This window comes from Desulfovibrio sp. JC022, assembly GCF_010470665.1.
Classification (GTDB): domain Bacteria; phylum Desulfobacterota; class Desulfovibrionia; order Desulfovibrionales; family Desulfovibrionaceae; genus Maridesulfovibrio.
In genome coordinates, this window is the sequence record NZ_VOPZ01000009.1 from 78,083 (window position 1) to 92,929 (window position 14,847).

At 46.6% G+C, this 14,847-nt stretch carries 11 protein-coding genes; 5 read left to right on the forward strand and 6 right to left on the reverse strand.

Features of this window, described 5'->3' with window-relative positions; translation table 11 throughout:
* The first annotated feature begins 111 nt into the window (after nucleotides 1-111).
* Together FMS18_RS15690 and FMS18_RS15695 are read left to right on the forward strand one after the other, a co-directional pair.
* Nucleotides 112-1,455, forward strand: a complete 1,344-nt coding sequence (locus FMS18_RS15690; RefSeq protein WP_163295629.1) for a glutamine synthetase family protein — start codon at nucleotides 112-114, stop codon at nucleotides 1,453-1,455.
* 114 nt (nucleotides 1,456-1,569) lie between these two features.
* On the forward strand, nucleotides 1,570-2,673 hold the full coding sequence (locus FMS18_RS15695) for a hypothetical protein (RefSeq protein ID WP_163295630.1): 1,104 nt from the start codon (nucleotides 1,570-1,572) through the stop codon (nucleotides 2,671-2,673).
* Between the two features lie 53 nt (nucleotides 2,674-2,726).
* Here FMS18_RS15695 and FMS18_RS15700 read toward each other — a convergent pair whose 3' ends face one another.
* Nucleotides 2,727-3,074, reverse strand: a complete 348-nt coding sequence (locus FMS18_RS15700) for a carboxymuconolactone decarboxylase family protein (protein ID WP_163295631.1) — start codon at nucleotides 3,072-3,074, stop codon at nucleotides 2,727-2,729.
* A gap of 100 nt (nucleotides 3,075-3,174) precedes the next feature.
* On the opposite strand from FMS18_RS15700, the gene FMS18_RS15705 reads away from it, so the two are divergent.
* Complete coding sequence (locus FMS18_RS15705) at nucleotides 3,175-4,041, forward strand: LysR family transcriptional regulator (RefSeq protein WP_163295632.1); 867 nt, start codon at nucleotides 3,175-3,177, stop codon at nucleotides 4,039-4,041.
* 60 nt (nucleotides 4,042-4,101) lie between these two features.
* On the opposite strand, the gene FMS18_RS15710 is transcribed toward FMS18_RS15705, so the two are convergent.
* From FMS18_RS15710 to FMS18_RS15730, 5 genes are all read right to left on the reverse strand, one after another.
* Nucleotides 4,102-4,890: a tetratricopeptide repeat protein gene (locus tag FMS18_RS15710; RefSeq protein WP_163295633.1), complete on the reverse strand. Its 789-nt coding sequence runs from the start codon at nucleotides 4,888-4,890 to the stop codon at nucleotides 4,102-4,104.
* Nucleotides 4,887-7,343, reverse strand: a complete 2,457-nt coding sequence (gene gyrA / locus FMS18_RS15715; RefSeq protein ID WP_163295634.1) for a DNA gyrase subunit A — start codon at nucleotides 7,341-7,343, stop codon at nucleotides 4,887-4,889. The genes FMS18_RS15710 and gyrA overlap by 4 nt, the downstream gene beginning before the upstream one ends.
* A 12-nt stretch (nucleotides 7,344-7,355) precedes the next feature.
* Nucleotides 7,356-9,752, reverse strand: coding sequence for a DNA topoisomerase (ATP-hydrolyzing) subunit B (gene gyrB / locus FMS18_RS15720; RefSeq protein WP_163295635.1), 2,397 nt, complete (start codon nucleotides 9,750-9,752; stop codon nucleotides 7,356-7,358).
* Entirely contained in the window at nucleotides 9,752-10,915 is a 1,164-nt protein-coding gene (gene dnaN / locus FMS18_RS15725; RefSeq protein ID WP_136674681.1) for a DNA polymerase III subunit beta, read from the reverse strand. Before dnaN ends, gyrB begins: the two co-directional genes overlap by 1 nt.
* A gap of 134 nt (nucleotides 10,916-11,049) precedes the next feature.
* Nucleotides 11,050-12,327, reverse strand: coding sequence for a DnaA/Hda family protein (locus FMS18_RS15730; protein ID WP_239061066.1), 1,278 nt, complete (start codon nucleotides 12,325-12,327; stop codon nucleotides 11,050-11,052).
* A gap of 373 nt (nucleotides 12,328-12,700) precedes the next feature.
* On the opposite strand from FMS18_RS15730, the gene FMS18_RS15735 reads away from it, so the two are divergent.
* Entirely contained in the window at nucleotides 12,701-13,876 is a 1,176-nt protein-coding gene (locus FMS18_RS15735; protein WP_163295637.1) for a homocysteine biosynthesis protein, read from the forward strand.
* 76 nt (nucleotides 13,877-13,952) lie between these two features.
* On the forward strand, nucleotides 13,953-14,831 hold the full coding sequence (locus FMS18_RS15740) for a DMT family transporter (RefSeq protein ID WP_163295638.1): 879 nt from the start codon (nucleotides 13,953-13,955) through the stop codon (nucleotides 14,829-14,831).
* Nucleotides 14,832-14,847: the final 16 nt, after the last annotated feature.

Below are 14,847 nucleotides of genomic sequence, written 5' to 3' on the forward strand. Positions count from 1 at the left end.
CACAATTATTTTCAACAATATCAACAAACTACCCTTAAAAAGCAATCAAAAATGATAACACTGCTTAGCGGGGGCTGTTTTTAAAACTTCTTTTTCAAGGAGGAAACCACTGTGGCTGCGCCAATTTTTAACTGCAAAAACGCTGATGATGTTCTGAAGGCTGTACGCGATTACAATATCAGTTTCGTACAGTTCTGGTTTGTGGACATTCTTGGAACGCTGAAAAGCTTCCAGATTACCCCCAAAGAACTTGAAGCATCTTTCGAAGAAGGCATGGGATTTGACGGTTCTTCCATTCTCGGTTTCACCAGAATCGAGGAATCGGATATGATCGCCATTCCCGACCCAACCACCTTTCAGCTCTGCTCATGGCGCCCCACGGACCGCCCTGTTGCCCGCATGTTCTGTGATATCCAGAACCCGGATGGAACACCTTATGAAGGCGACAGCCGCTGGGTACTCAAAAAGACACTCGATAAGGCTGCCGAGCGCGGTTACACCTATTACGTAGGTCCTGAACTTGAATTTTTCCTCTTTAAGGATGAAAAGGGCACCAAGATTATCGACCGTGGCGGTTACTTTGATGCTCCGCCGCTGGATCTCGGTAACGATGTCCGCCGGGACATCATCTTCTCCCTTGAGCAGATGGGGTATGATGTTGAATACAGCCATCACGAAGTTGCCCCGAGCCAGCATGAAATTGACCTGCGTTATGCCGAAGGCATGCGCATGGCCGACACCGCCATGACCTACCGGGTTATTGTCAAGGAAATGGCCCGGAAACACGGTATATACGCCACCTTCATGCCCAAACCAATTTTCGGTGAAAACGGTTCCGGCATGCATGTGCACCAATCCCTGTTCAAAAACGGCCGCAACGTCTTTTTTGATGCCAATGATGAGTACCATCTCAGTCCGGAAGGTAAAAGTTACATCGCAGGTATCCTCAAGCATGCCCCGGAAATGACCTGTGTAACCAACCAGTGGGTCAACTCTTACAAACGTCTTGTTCCCGGCTACGAAGCACCTGTCTACGTCTCATGGGCCCGTAAGAACCGCTCCACACTGGTCAGGGTGCCCATGTATAAACCCGGCAAGGAAAACGCCACCAGAATGGAACTTCGCTGCCCGGACCCGGCAGCCAACCCCTATCTCTGTTTTGCGGTAATGCTGCAAGCCGGACTTAAGGGAATAGACGAGGCTTACGAGCTGCCCGCTCCCATCGAAGAGAACATCTTTGCCATGGACGGCCCTACCCTCGCAGAGCACGGCATCACCGCCCTGCCCGGCAACCTTTACGAAGCTGCCGTAGCCATGAAAAACGGTGAAGTGGTTAAGGAATGCCTTGGCGAACACATTCACAGCAATCTTTACAGAAACAAGATCAAGGAATGGGATAAATACCGCACTCAGGTAACTGAGTACGAGATATCTACTTATCTGCCTGTACTTTAATATTGCCTTCGGCGACCAGAGAGGGGAAACTTTTTGTAAAAAGTTTCCCCTCTCTGGACTCTCCCCTTCAAAAACTTTTAATTCGCTTCGCGGTTCTATCCGTACAGGTGTCATATGCCTGAAATTTCATCTCTCAACGGACAATACAAATTAGATTCCCTTGGCCTCTTGCCTGACTTTTGCTTACAGGAAATCTTCAGCCGCAAAATCAGCAATGCCGCAGCGGCAAAAATAATTATTCTGCTTTCTGAACAGACACGCCAGAAGCTCTTGGATAATTTCAATATGGTTCGCACTGTGCGGATCAAAACAATTATCGATAAATATGAAAGTGGAGAACTTAAAATCCCATTTTCACGTTTTGAAAAGACCTGTGAAGATCTCATGGACCGGGTTCAAAACCTTAAAGAAGAGGGAAAGATTCAAATTCCTGAAGTAAGTCTTGATGAATCCTTTTTTAATTCTTCCAATGAATTGACTACCTTTTCAGACACTATTCCCCGATTCAATTTCTGCCATAATGATATTCATGATTTAATATCATGGTGGAATCTGGCTGCCAGAAATATCAGGTCCCTTTTCGGTAAAAAGGCTCAGGCAGAGGATATTGTTCTTGAGAGACTGGATGATGAATTCAGTGCCAAAATTTTTGCCCACGCAATTGATGATCTCAGGACAAATGAATTTAATGATAAAGCTGAAGAACTTCGTAAATCAGCCTTTCATGAATATGAACTGCGCCTTAACCTGATTGAAGAATTCCTGCTGGAATTGATAGACAAAAAAAATGACCGAAATTTTGCAGCAAAACTGGCCAGCTTTTTCCCGGAGGATAAATTGATGCAGGATAAACTGATCAAGAACGGCCCCCTGCTGCTTATACCTGCGGTTAAAGATGAGCTTCCGGTTAAAGATATCGCCATGAGTCTTTTTAAACTTAAGCTCATTTATGATGAGTTTGAAATGCACGGAATCGAAAAACTTGTAAGCACCTCCAACAACCATTTTTTCAAAAAAGGATTATCGATAACTTCATCGAAAATGAATCCCAGTTATGAACGTAGAATAATTACGGAGCGTAAAAAATCTGCTCTTGCTGAATTTGAAATCAAGTTGCGCATGATCATTGATGCGGCAATCTGTATCAGGGAAAACATCAGCACTTTCATCATGCTGGAATTGATGAGCAGTTATACGGTTTATGATTTTGAAGAATAATTAAAAAGTCGGCTCCAAATGGAACCGACTTTTAATTATTCAAATGTTCATAACTATTCTATTTCCCCAATTTCCTTCAACAATCCCATAATATGGGTTACTTCCCCTGCGGCCATTGTTCCGCCGAGAGAAATTGCCACTGCACATGTTTCAAGAATTTCATCAACAGTTGCGCCGAGATTCAGAGCTTCTTCGGTCTGATAAAGCATACAGGCCCTACACCCGCTGACCAGTGCCCCCACCAGAGCCATCAATCTCTTTTCTTTAGCTTTGACAGACCCATCCTTATATATTTCGCCATTATACTGATCGTAGAGATCGGCAACCTCGGGCATGAGTTTATTGTAGGTTTCCCAGTTCGCGCCGATTGAGTCCTTAAATTCAATTTGTGATTCAGCCATTTTCTAACTCCTTGTTTTTGGATTTAACTTCTTTCTTTTGGAGATAATGGCTGAGACATATACATTAGACAAACTAATGTTTTTTATCTAGGACATAAGAATGCTTGATATCACAAAAACAGCACAACTAACACCGGATCTGCTCCGCTCCTTCTTAGTAGCAGCGGATACCGGCAGCTTCACCCGCACCGCATCTCTTGTCCACAGAACGCAGGCAGCGGTAAGCATGCAGATGAAAAAACTGGAAGAGGACCTGAAATGTGTACTTTTCAAACGGGATGGCAGAGGGGTCAGTCTCACCGCCGAAGGGGAAATTCTTTACCGCTATTCAACTAAGATTCTTGATCTTCATGATGAAGCACTGTCCGCTGTGTCCGGTCCAAAACTTCATGGAAGTGTACGCCTGGGAGCCCCGGATGATTACGCCATGAAACATCTTCCCGGAATTATGCAGGAATTTGCAGTAAACCACCCACAGGTTCAAGTGGATGTATTTTGTGATGACACCCCGACTCTGGCCGGAATGCTGGATAACGGTAAGCTCGATCTGGTTATTGCTACGGACCATGCACAAACGGAGTACTCCACACCACTCGAACTGAGCTGGATCTTACCGGAAAGAATGGACCCGTCAGAAATGGAAGAACTTCCGCTGGCCCTGTTCCACCCAGTTTGCTGTTATCGTGAAAATGGCTTGAAAGCCCTTGAAAAAGCCGGGCGCAAATACCGCATAGCTTACGGCAGCCCCAGCTTGGCGGGCCTGCTTGCCGCAGTTCGGGGAGGGTTGGCAATTGCCGTTGTTACCAAAGATACGACTGCAAAAGGATGCAGGCACGTCCTTCCTTCAGACGGCCTGCCACCCATAAAATCGGTTTATATTGATTTGAGATTCCAGCCCGGAAACCGTTCAGAAGTGGTTTCAGTATTCGGAGGATTTATTGCGAAGGGATTGGGGATTGTGATTTAGCAGTTATTAAGAAAGACTTAATAACTGCTTGGTTAATCAATTTAGAGCTACTTAAAAATATCAAAACTTCTTCTTCAAATAATCCAGCTTATACCTGACCGCGTAAGGATTAGGATAAGTATCCAAAATCTTTTCCAGCAATTCAGCGGCACGGCGGTATTCATGACGGTCTTCATAGATATCAGCGAGCATGAAAGCTGCCTCTGCATGGATATCTTCGGGAACATCATCCATTTTAAGCAACTTTTCCAGCTCTGATTCCGCCCTTTCCCAGGCCTGGATAAGGGTCAGGGTATGGGCCATTTCAAAGAGCGCGCGAGCCTTTGTAACTTTATTATCGGTAGTTTTGGCTATGTCATTGTAAGTATAGATAGCGAGATCGTAATTCCTGAGTTTACGGAAAGTCTCGGCCAGCATGGTCCGGGTTGAATCGAGCTGCTCCTGCGGCTGGTCTGAATATTCAAGGCTCTTTTCAAGTGCCTCTACGGCCGGTTTATACTGCCCGGTACGAATATACATTTCAGCCAGATTACGCTTCATGCTCGAAGCAAGTTCCGGTTTATGCCCGAACTCAAGATACATGGCTTCAAGTATCGCGGCCCCGCGGTCACTGTCGTGACGGACTTCAGCGGCGATTTTTACCAGATAATTCCAGGCCTCAAAACGATGCTCTCCCTGCGGATTATCCTGCAAATACCTTTCAAACCCTTTTTCGGAATCAACATAAAAGCCACTGATGAAATTTGACCGAGCCTTATCGATAACCTCTGATGTGTTATCACTCGGTTTATCACATCCCTGCGCCATAAGCAGCAGGGATGTGATTATAATGATCAAACATCTTTTCATGATGCGGATTCTTCACCTTCAGGTTCGGAAACTGTTTCTTCATTTGCATCCTGAACAAGGTCAAAACCAACAACATGGTCACCGTCATCCATGCGAACAAGACGAACACCCTGAGTAGCACGGCCTACAAGAGATACATCCTTCACGCCCATGCGGATGATCTTGTTACCGGAAGTAAGCAGGACAACTTCATCATCAGGGGAAACCATGATTGAACCAAGCACCTTGCCGGTTTTGGTGGTCACCCTCATGCTGATGATACCTTTACCGCCACGGGTCTGTAAGCGGTGCTGTTCAATATCGGTACGTTTACCGTAACCGCCTTCAGAGATGGTCAGCAGCTGTATACGATCTTCATCACCGGTTACAACTCCTGAAACCACTTCATCACCGGGACGAAGAGCGATTCCTTTAACACCGCTGGCTACACGGCCCATGGAGCGGGCATCCTGGCAGCTGAAGCGGATGGAGGTACCGTTTCTGGTAACCAGTACGGCCTCGGAATCAGCGTTTACCTCTTTCACGGTAATCAGCTCATCGCCGTCTTTCAGAGCCACCGCACGGATACCGGACTGGCGGCAGTTGCGGTACAGGGCGATGGAAGAACGTTTAACCATGCCGTTCTTGGTAACGAACAGGAAGAAGCATTCTTCTTCGAATTCACGCATAGTCATTGCAGTGGCAATGGTCTCGTCCTTCTCAAGAGGCAACAGGTTGGCAATATGCGCGCCACGGGCAATGCGGCTTGCTTCGGGAACCTGATGAACCTTGATTTTGAACATCTTACCCTTAGAAGTGAACAGCAGCAGGTACTGGTGGTTGGAGGTGGTCAGGAAGGTGTGGATAAAATCCCCGTCCTTGGTCTGAACACCGGCAATACCTTTACCGCCGCGTTTCTGCTTCTGATAATTGGAAAGCGGGGTACGCTTGATATAACCGCGTCTGGAAAGAGTGATTACCGCATCGTCATCGGGGATCAGATCTTCGATGTCGATATCATCGGGGTTGTGATCCATGAGTACGGTCTTACGCTCGGTAGCGTAATTATCTTTGATCTCAACCAGCTCATCGCGGATAACGCCTTTAAGTACTTCTTCGTTTTCAAGAATAGACTTGAAGTATTCAATTTTCTTGAGAATTTCAGCGTATTCTTCAAGAAGTTTTTCCTGCTCAAGGTTGGTAAGACGCTGTAATCTCATATCCAGAATAGCCTGAGCCTGAACCTTAGAAAGTTCAAATCTGTCCATGAGTCCGTTACGGGCTTCATCACCGTTTTTGGATGCGCGGATAATCTTGACCACTTCATCGATGTTATCCAACGCAATGCGCAGACCTTCGAGAATGTGAGCGCGTTTTTCGCATTTATCAAGGTCAAACCTTGTACGGCGAATGATAACCTCACGGCGGTGCTCAAGAAATGCAGCCAGAATCTGCTTAATATTCATCAGCTGCGGACGGTTGGCATTAACAGCCATCATGTTGATGCCGAAGCTCTGTTCCAGCTGGGTGAATTTGTACAGGGAGTTAATGATGATATCTGCGATTGCGCCCTTCTTCAGGTCAACAACAACGCGGATACCCTTACGGTCGGATTCGTCACGCAGATCGGAAACACCCTCGATTTTACCTTCACCCACCAGCTGGGCGATTTTTTCAACCATGCTGGATTTATTCAAGGCATAGGGAATTTCGGTGATGACAATGGACTGGCGGCCGTTCTTTTTCTCCTCAATATTCACAACACCGCGAATTTTGATGGAACCACGTCCGGTCAGATAAGCCTCACGCAGACCTTTTCCGCCGAAACAAAGTGCTCCGGTGGGAAAGTCAGGTCCTTTGATGTGGCCCATGAGGTCTTCGATCTCACACTCGGGGTTATCAAGCAGATGTACGGTACCGTTGATCAGTTCGCCGAGATTGTGAGGCGGAATATTGGTAGCCATACCGACCGCGATTCCGGAAGTACCGTTCAGCAGCAGGTTGGGCACCTTGGTGGGCAGGACAGAAGGTTCCTGCAAAGAGTTATCGTAGTTGTCGCGGAAATCGACAGTCTTTTTCTCAAGGTCGGCCAGAAACTCGGAACTGAGTTTGGACATCCTTGCTTCGGTGTAACGCATGGCCGCTGCGGCGTCGCCGTCAATGGAACCGAAGTTACCCTGACCGTCAACAAGCGGATCGCGCATGGAAAATTCCTGCGCCATACGGACCAAGGCATCGTAAACAGCAGAGTCACCGTGCGGGTGATATTTACCGATTACGTCACCTACAACACGGGCGGATTTCTTGTAAGCCCTGTTGTAACTGTTTCCAAGCTCGTGCATGGCGTAAAGAATACGCCTGTGTACAGGCTTCAGCCCGTCCCTTACATCAGGGATCGCACGGCCTATAATTACGCTTAAGGAGTACTCCAGGTACGATTTCTTAAGCTCTTCTTCAATCGTAATTTGAGACATTATTTCTCCGAATTAAATATCAAGCTCTTGAACTGCCAGAGCGTTCTTTTCAATAAATTCGCGGCGCGGCTCAACGTTGTCACCCATGAGATCTTCAAAGATGTCGTTGGCACCGGATGCGTCTTCAATGGTCACCTGAAGCATGGTTCTCTTATCGGGATCCATGGTGGTTTCCCAGAGCTGTTCGGGGTTCATTTCACCCAGACCTTTGTAGCGCTGGAGATTGATACCTTTGTAGGCCTCTTCCATTACGCCATCGAGCAATTTAAAAATACCCCTGACTTCGGTTTCATTTTCACCGCGCGTGATTTTGAAATCAATTCCTTCACAATCATCAACAATCTTGCGGTTACGGTCATAGGTATTTCTGAACAGCTTGGAGTTGAAAAATTCAACCGCCAATCTGTTGCGGTGCCCGTTTTCGTTTTCAAAAATAACGTAAACGCGGGCTTCGCCTTCTGTTTCAGTCTCTTCACGCTCGATGATGACCTTGTAACCGACTTCTTCCATCTTGGAGACAAAAGATTGCGGATCGCTGTCAGCAAACATTTCAGGAGTCATCTTTTCATCAAGGCTGACCAGATTGGCAAACAGGGCATCTGAAATACCCATGTTGGCTGCTTCCCCGATTTTGTCTTTGATAAAACGGATGTCATCAAGCAATTCAACGAGTGATTCCTGATGATATTCCTGACCGCATTCGGTCTTGATGGTAATATCTTTGGCTACCCGCTGGATAAGCAGGGAATACAATTCCGGATCATCCTTGATGAATTTCTCATATTTACCCTTGGCAATGCGGTACAGGGGCGGCTGGGCAATATAGAGGTGCCCGCGCTGGATAAGCTCTTCATACTGCCTGAAAAAGAAAGTCAGCAGCAAGGTTCTGATGTGAGATCCGTCAACGTCCGCATCAGTCATGATAACGACCTTGTGGTAACGCAGCTTATCAAAATCCTTCTCACCTTCTTCCTGACCGATACCGATACCCATGGCAGTGATCAAAGCGCGGATTTCCTTGTTACCGAGCATCTTGTCAAAACGGGTCTTCTCCACGTTCAGGATCTTACCGCGCAGAGGAAGGATAGCCTGATGCTTGGGGTTACGGCCCTGTTTTGCAGAACCGCCCGCAGAGTCACCCTCAACAATGAACAGTTCACTTTCGCTGGGGTCTTTGGACTGGCAGTCAGCCAGCTTACCGGGCAGCGAGTGGTCGGAAAGAGCACCCTTACGGCGTACAAGATCACGTGCCTTACGCGCTGCATCCCTTGCACGGGCCGCATCAACCACCTTTTCAATTACAGATTTGGCGTCTTTGGGGTTCTCCTGAAAATAAGAGGAAAGCTTGTCGTAAACCATACCGGACACAATACCGACCATTTCGGAGTTACCGAGTTTGGTCTTGGTCTGGCCCTCAAACTGCGGTTCAGGCAGTTTTACGCTGATGACCGCAGTGAGGCCTTCACGCACATCATCACCGGAAAGTTTGATCTTAAGCTTTTTAGGCAGATCAGAATTCTGGATGTAGGTGTTGATGGCGCGGGTCAGCGCACCCTTGAAACCTGCCAGATGTGTTCCGCCCTCAACGGTACGGATATTGTTGGCAAAGGTATGGGTGTTTTCCTTGAAGGCAGTATTGTACTGAATAGCCAGTTCAGTGATCACGTTGTCGGTTTCGGACTCGGCATAAATAATATCACTGACTGTGGTCTGCCCTTTGTTCAAATCTTCGACAAAAGAAACAATACCGCCGTCAGCTTTAAAACTGGCACTTTCATTTGTCCTTTCATCCAAAAACTCAATCTCAAGCCCTTTGTTCAGGTAAGCCAGTTCACGGAACCGTTTTCTGAGGACGTTAAAATCAAACTGGTTGGTTTCAAAAATTTCCTCATCAGGACGGAAACGAATGGTGGTACCGGTGGTAACTGCATCACCAATGCACTCCAGAGGGCCCGTAGGAACCCCTCTCTCGTAACTTTGGCGATACATCTTGCCCCCGCGTCGAACCGTGGCCTCAAGATGCTCAGAGAGGGCGTTTACGCAAGAAACACCAACTCCGTGCAGACCGCCGGAAACTTTATAGGCATCGTTATCGAACTTACCGCCCGCGTGGAGCACGGTCATAACGATTTCAAGGGCCGGCTTTTTCTTTTTGGGATGGATATCAACAGGGATACCGCGGCCGTTATCGGATACGGTTACACTGTTATCCATATGCAGGGTGACCTTGAACTTGGAGCAGAAGCCACCCATGGCTTCATCGATGGAGTTGTCGACCACCTCGTAAACAAGGTGATGCAACCCCCTGATATCGGTGGAACCGATGTACATGGCGGGTCTTTTTCTAACCGCAGCCAGACCCTCTAGGACGGTAATCGATTCCGCGCTGTAATCTTGATTAGGAGCCATTAAACGTCTTCCTCGCTGTAGTAGGTCTCTTCCTGAACCTTCATGGGCATGACGATAACGAGATACTCGTTGTCATCATTTCCGGTTACGCCGCAAGGTGCTTCGGATCCGGTCAGGGTGAAATTAATTTTATCGGACTGGAAGTGTCCAAGGATCTCAATGAGGTTCTTGGTGGGAAAAGCAATGCGTTCCATTTCACCTGCAAATTCGATTTCCATGGATTCTGTTGCGGTACCCACTTCCTGCCCCTGAGAAAAGAGCACCAGCTCACCGGGGTTGAACAGGAAAGAAGCACAACGGTTGGAATCAGTATTGAAAATGGAGATACGATCCAGAGCCATGGAAAGCTCGGATTTTTCCACTGTCATACGGGAAACATCGTCATCACCCAGCTTGGCAAGAAAGTTCTTGTAGTTGGGATACTGGTAATAACTAAGTGGAAGGCTGAAAGTTTCCTTACCGTCAGCAGTCTTAAAGAAAAGACGCTTTTCACTGAGGCTGAGTTCAATCTCATCTTCGGTGAGCCACTTCTTCAGTTCAACCAGATATTTCTTCTGAATGAGGATTCCTTCTTCAGGGAGAATAGAATGGATGTCATCATTGATGAATTTAAGGCGTGCGAACTGGTGTCCATTCAAGCCGCATACTTCCACAAACTTACCATTCTCATCAGCAGAAGGGATAATGTTCATGCAGGCAATGGCTTCCATGCTGTCCTCATCACTGATGCAGAAGGCGATTCTTTCGATCATCTCCAGCAGGAAATCACCGGACCAGAATACAGCTCCCTCTGAAGGGAAATCGGAGAATTTCTGAAACCAGGTAGGATCGTTCACCGGCAGTTTATATTTTCTGGAACCCTGCTCCACCAGAATAGAAGAACCGTCTGCATCGTTCTTGATGGTCAGTTCTCCTGAAGGAAGCTTGCGGACCAGATCATAGAAAGCACGTCCCTGCACACCGGCAAGACCCTCTTCCACAATCTCAGCCGGATATGTTCCGCAGAATTCCAGATTGGAATCAGTGGACATGATGCGCAGATTTCCACTCTCACTTTTCAGCCAGATGGTGCGCAGATACGCAGCACCTGTTTTGGCGGGAATGATGCTGGCAGACTTCTGTAACCCTTCGATCACTTCATCCCTATTCACCTTTAAATACATATATATTCTCCTTGTATTTTTAATAAGGTCGGTTCGTATGTTTCTATTGTAGTTAACTGATTTAAATTAATGGATTTTTTTTGCACAATCAATGTTGTATTTAAGTAACATATCTACATGCAATTTGAACTTTCCTAGTTTGAGACACGCAAAAGACACTTATTCTTCAAGTCTATCAACAGTCTTTTCAAAACCTTATCATCTCGTTGTAATTCTTGTATTTTTTTAACAGAATAAAGAACAGTAGAGTGGTCTTTTCCTCCAAATGTCCGGCCCAGGGCGGGATAGGATATACCTAAAAGTTCCCTGCAAAGGTACATGGCCACCTGCCGTGCGTGGGCGGTCATCTTGTGCCTTTTGCTCCCGGTAAGGTCGGAAGGTTTGAGGTTGAAATGAGAGGCCACGCATTCGATCACATATTCAGGTGTGAGGGTCTCGTCGGCCTTTTCTTCCGTGTTACTGAGGATATGTTCAAAATCCCGGTCATCCATGTTCTTGCGTACAAGCTCACGGAATGCAGAAAGTTTGATGATGATACCTTGCAGGTATCTGAAGTCCTGAAATCTTTGAGAAAGAGTAAGGATCTGGTCCTTACTCAGGGGCAGTTTTTTTAGCTTACACTGCTTTTGAACATACTTGGCCCTGATCTCAAGGTCCGGTCTTTTCAGGGTGACGATAAGCCCCCACTCCAGTCTTGATTTCAGGTTCTTGTTCAAAAAGTCGTAGGAAGCCAGCTTGTCCGTACAGCTGAAGACCATCTGTTTTCCATGTTCATAAAAGTTGTTGAAAATGGAGATGAGTTCCTGCTGCAAATGTTCATATTTTTTGATCTGCTTGAGGTCATCAAGAAAGAAGTATTCGAAATCAAAGAAAAAATTCCTTGCGCGCATGACGTCTCCGCCGAAACGAACAGAGTAGATATTCTGTACGTCATCAACGTTTCCGAGGAATACTTTTTCCCGGTCGACATTTTTGCAGACTTCGTTGGCAATGGCTTTTAATAGGTGTGATTTACCTGAACCGCTTTTGCCGCAGATGACAAATGGGTTGAAAGATACGTTGTCCACACGGGTGACTTCTCTGGCCGAGGCAAGGGGAAAGTAGTTCTTCTTGCTGATCAGGAAGTTTTCAAAAGTAAAGTTATGCCCGAATGGAAAGTCAATTTTCTTGACGCTGACAGGCTGTTCCTGAACTGAAGTCTGGCTTGAACCGTTATTGGAATAGGATACAGAGAATCCGCTACCCAGAAACTGGCCCAGCTGTTCTTCAAAACGGTCCTGTATGCTTGATTTGAACCACTGCCCGAAAAAAGCGTGTGGAAAAGTAACTACAACTTCTCCGCTCTTGTCGGAAATGTCGATATTTATGGGGTCAAACCAGCGCGTCAGCTCGGAATCTGAGCATGAATTCAAAAGGTGATTTCTCAGTGCTTCTTTCACGTGAATAATTTATTTTTTAGGGGTGTTCTAAGTTGTTGAAATTAAAATAAAAAAAATCTTAAAAAATCCGAAATTCATTAACCCCCGCGACCACAGGTTCTTATACATTATTATATAGCTTAAGCCAAGGCATATTCGCCCCTGAAACGTTTTTGTAGCGCAAAATAATATCTACCCCTTAAAAAAAATAAAATTGCAATCAGAGGCTATTTAAGCCACAATCTCTGCTCGTCTGACTTTATACTCAAATGCACAGGGCGGTTCAGCCCGGATAATCCTTTTGAACGTATTGTGGAAAACTTGAGTCAGGCTTGCCAGTAACCAAATTCCAAACGGAGTCTTTTCCATGGCCACTACCTTTGAAGTCAACAAGACAATCAGTGAAATCAATGAACGAATCAAAAAAGGTAAGGCTGTAGTCGTCAATGCTGAAGAAATGGTCGAAATCGTCCGTTCCAAAGGCAAGGTTGAAGCAGCCAAAGAGATAGATGTTGTTACCACCGGGACTTTTTCTCCCATGTGCTCTTCCGGTATGTTTTTCAATATCGGGCAGGTTCCGCCGCTGATGAAGACTTCACAGGTCTGGCTGAACAATGTTCCCGCTTACGCCGGTCTGGCGGCTGTGGATTCCTACATCGGCGTTACCGAGCCTTCTGAAGACGATCCTTTGAACAAAGTCCATCCCGGACGTTTTGCTTACGGCGGCGGGCATGTCATTGAAGATCTCATTGCCGGGAAAACAGTGCGTCTCAAAGCCAAAGCTTACGGTACAGATTGTTATCCCCGCCGGGAAATTGAAAAAGATGTTTCTCTCAAGGATCTCAAGGACGTGACCATCCTCAATCCGCGCAATTGTTACCAGAACTACAATGCCGCGGTGAACATGACCAGCAGGACTGTCTACACCTACATGGGACCTCTCAAGCCCAATCAGCGCAATGTCAACTTTGCCACTGCCGGGCAGCTTTCCCCGCTTTTTAACGATCCTTATCTGCGTACCATCGGCATGGGCACACGAATTTTTCTTGCCGGGGCCAAAGGTTACGTCATCGGGGCCGGAACACAGCATGTTAAGAGTCCGCAGCGTAATGAACGCGGTATCCCGTTGACTCCCTCTGGAACACTCATGCTTAAGAGTGATAATGTAACTGAAATGGATTCACGCTATTTTCGCGGCCTCAGTTTCCCCGGATACGGCACTACCGCATCAGTTGGTGTAGGTATTCCCATTCCCATCCTGAACGAGGAAATGGCCTGGTTTACCGGCGTATCCGACGCTGATATCCAGATGCCGGTCAAGGATTACGGTTACGATTACCCCAACGGCGTAGGTAATATCCTCGCCCACGTGACTCTTGAAGAGCTCAAGTCCGGTTCCATCAACCTGAACGGCAAGGATATTCCCACCGTTCCGTTGACCAGTCATTCAATTTCCCTTGAAATTGCAGACAAGCTCAAGGATTGGATCCAGAAAGGCGATTTCTTGCTGACCCAGCCTGTAGAAGAAATCGAGTCTGAATAAATAATTTCAATAAATAATTGTGCTTAATCAATCCGGCAGAAAAATCTTTCTGCCGGATTTTTTTGAAAAGGAACATATGAACACCAAAAGTTTTAAAGCTGATATTTTATTGCTTATCACTGCAATTATCTGGGGTGCTGCTTTTGTGGCCCAGCGGGTGGGTATGGATTACATGGGACCGCTTACTTTTAATGCGGTCCGTTTTGCACTTGGTGCTGCGGCGTTGATTCCGCTGATTCAACGCATAGACCGCGAAAAGAAGAAAGACGGTACTTATCAGGAAGTGGATAAGAGAAGTTTTTTTAAGGGCAGTCTGATTGCGGGTGGGGCATTATTTTTAGGTGCAACTTTTCAGCAGTGGGGGCTTGTTTATACTACGGCCGGTAATGCAGGATTCATCACCGGATTGTATGTTGTTTTTGTTCCCATTATGGGATTATTTTTCAAGCAGAAAACTGGGTTGCCCACTTGGATAGGGGCGGTGCTGGCGGTAATCGGTATGTATTTGCTTTCTGTTAACGAAAGCTTTCATATTGAAATGGGAGATCTACTTGTCTTAGTTTGTGCGGTCTTTTTTGCCGGGCATGTTGTTGTGATTTCCCTGTTGGCAACCAAGGTGGATCCGGTAAAGTTTGCGGTCGGGCAGTTCGTAGCCTGTTCTGTTTTTAGTTTTATCGGTGCGTTCGCGTTTGAAACCATGACATTTGCAGGTATTTGGGCAGGAATTGTACCAATCCTTTACGGCGGCCTTATGTCTGTCGGGGTAGCCTATACTTTGCAGGTTGTGGGCCAGCAGGAAGCAAAGCCTGCGCACGCGGCAATTATTCTCAGTCTGGAATCAGTTTTCGCGGCTCTAGCCGGGTGGCTGATGCTTGGTGAGCTTTTGACAACGCAGGGCTTGATCGGTTGCGGGTTGATGCTTTGCGGGATGTTGCTATCGCAGATTAAGTCGTAGTAAAAAGGGGTGATGT

Coding starts and splice junctions, on each gene's coding strand:
- FMS18_RS15695 (WP_163295630.1), top strand. CDS start 1,570: ATGCCTGAAATTTCATCTCTCAACGGACAATACAAATTAGATTCCCTT.
- FMS18_RS15700 (WP_163295631.1), bottom strand. CDS start 3,074: ATGGCTGAATCACAAATTGAATTTAAGGACTCAATCGGCGCGAACTGG.
- FMS18_RS15705 (WP_163295632.1), top strand. CDS start 3,175: ATGCTTGATATCACAAAAACAGCACAACTAACACCGGATCTGCTCCGC.
- FMS18_RS15710 (WP_163295633.1), bottom strand. CDS start 4,890: ATGAAAAGATGTTTGATCATTATAATCACATCCCTGCTGCTTATGGCG.
- gyrA (WP_163295634.1), bottom strand. CDS start 7,343: ATGTCTCAAATTACGATTGAAGAAGAGCTTAAGAAATCGTACCTGGAG.
- gyrB (WP_163295635.1), bottom strand. CDS start 9,752: ATGGCTCCTAATCAAGATTACAGCGCGGAATCGATTACCGTCCTAGAG.
- dnaN (WP_136674681.1), bottom strand. CDS start 10,915: ATGTATTTAAAGGTGAATAGGGATGAAGTGATCGAAGGGTTACAGAAG.
- FMS18_RS15735 (WP_163295637.1), top strand. CDS start 12,701: ATGGCCACTACCTTTGAAGTCAACAAGACAATCAGTGAAATCAATGAA.
- FMS18_RS15740 (WP_163295638.1), top strand. CDS start 13,953: ATGAACACCAAAAGTTTTAAAGCTGATATTTTATTGCTTATCACTGCA.